The organism is Corynebacterium sp. HMSC22B11, assembly GCF_001815965.1.
Classification (GTDB): Bacteria; Actinomycetota; Actinomycetes; order Mycobacteriales; family Mycobacteriaceae; genus Corynebacterium.
Map to the genome: position 1 here is coordinate 1 of NZ_KV823514.1, position 1,856 is coordinate 1,856.

Genomic DNA, 1,856 nt, shown 5'->3' on the forward strand with positions numbered 1-1,856 from the left:
TTTTTTTGGGCCTCATGGCTTTTATGGAGAGTTTGATCCTGGCTCAGGACGAACGCTGGCGGCGTGCTTAACACATGCAAGTCGAACGGAAAGGCCCCTGCTTGCAGGGGTACTCGAGTGGCGAACGGGTGAGTAACACGTGGGTGATCTGCCCTTCACTTCGGGATAAGCCTGGGAAACTGGGTCTAATACCGGATAGGACCAATCTTTAGTGTGGTTGGTGGAAAGTTTTGTCGGTGGAGGATGAGCCCGCGGCCTATCAGCTTGTTGGTGGGGTAATGGCCTACCAAGGCGACGACGGGTAGCCGGCCTGAGAGGGTGGACGGCCACATTGGGACTGAGACACGGCCCAGACTCCTGCGGGAGGCAGCAGTGGGGAATATTGCACAATGGGCGGAAGCCTGATGCAGCGACGCCGCGTGAGGGATGACGGCCTTCGGGTTGTAAACCTCTTTCGCTAGGGAAGAAGCCTTCGGGTGACGGTACCTGGATAAGAAGCACCGGCTAACTACGTGCCAGCAGCCGCGGTAATACGTAGGGTGCGAGCGTTGTCCGGAATTACTGGGCGTAAAGAGCTCGTAGGTGGTTTGTCGCGTCGTCTGTGAAATTCCGGGGCTTAACTCCGGGCGTGCAGGCGATACGGGCAAGCTGGAGTGCTGTAGGGGAGACTGGAATTCCTGGTGTAGCGGTGGAATGCGCAGATATCAGGAGGAACACCGATGGCGAAGGCAGGTCTCTGGGCAGTTACTGACACTGAGGAGCGAAAGCATGGGTAGCGAACAGGATTAGATACCCTGGTAGTCCATGCCGTAAACGGTGGGCGCTAGGTGTGGGGATTTTTCACGATTTCCGTGCCGTAGCTAACGCATTAAGCGCCCCGCCTGGGGAGTACGGCCGCAAGGCTAAAACTCAAAGGAATTGACGGGGGCCCGCACAAGCGGCGGAGCATGTGGATTAATTCGATGCAACGCGAAGAACCTTACCTGGGCTTGACATACACCGGATCGCTGCAGAGATGTAGTTTCCCTTCGGGGCTGGTGTACAGGTGGTGCATGGTTGTCGTCAGCTCGTGTCGTGAGATGTTGGGTTAAGTCCCGTAACGAGCGCAACCCTTGTCTTGTGTTGCCAGCACATAATGGTGGGGACTCACAAGAGACTGCCGGGGTTAACTCGGAGGAAGGTGGGGATGACGTCAAATCATCATGCCCCTTATGTCCAGGGCTTCACACATGCTACAATGGTCGGTACAGTGGGTTGCGATACCGTGAGGTGGAGCTAATCCCTGAAAGTCGGCCTCAGTTCGGATTGGAGTCTGCAACTCGACTCCATGAAGTCGGAGTCGCTAGTAATCGCAGATCAGCAACGCTGCGGTGAATACGTTCCCGGGCCTTGTACACACCGCCCGTCACGTCATGAAAGTTGGTAACACCCGAAGCCAGTGGCCTAAACTTGTTAGGGAGCTGTCGAAGGTGGGATCGGCGATTGGGACGAAGTCGTAACAAGGTAGCCGTACCGGAAGGTGCGGCTGGATCACCTCCTTTCTAAGGAGTTTTTGTTTATTATTTTTTGTGGGTGAATCGTGGGCATTAGAAACCCTGTCATGGGGGTTTGCTTGCGTGTCCGCCAATGACCGGTTGGTTGTTGGTGTGTGTTGTTGTGTTCAGGTCTTGTGTGTGTTTGGTTTGTTGCGTTGTTGGGTGTCTGGAATGGCATGTGTTGTTGTTCCTGTTGGGATGCTTCCTGCGTGTGATTGACCGGTTGTGGTTGGTTGTGTGTGGGTGGTGTTCGTGTTGTTTGAGAACTGTATAGTGGACGCGAGTATCTAATTTCTTGTGATTTTGTTGTTCACCTGATGC

Annotated in this window: 1 rRNA gene; it reads left to right on the top strand. The window is 54.6% G+C overall.

Annotation, left to right across the window (positions count from 1 at the left end):
• The first annotated feature begins 20 nt into the window (after positions 1-20).
• Positions 21-1,541 (top strand): 16S ribosomal RNA (locus tag HMPREF3088_RS08020).
• The last annotated feature ends 315 nt before the right edge of the window (positions 1,542-1,856 follow it).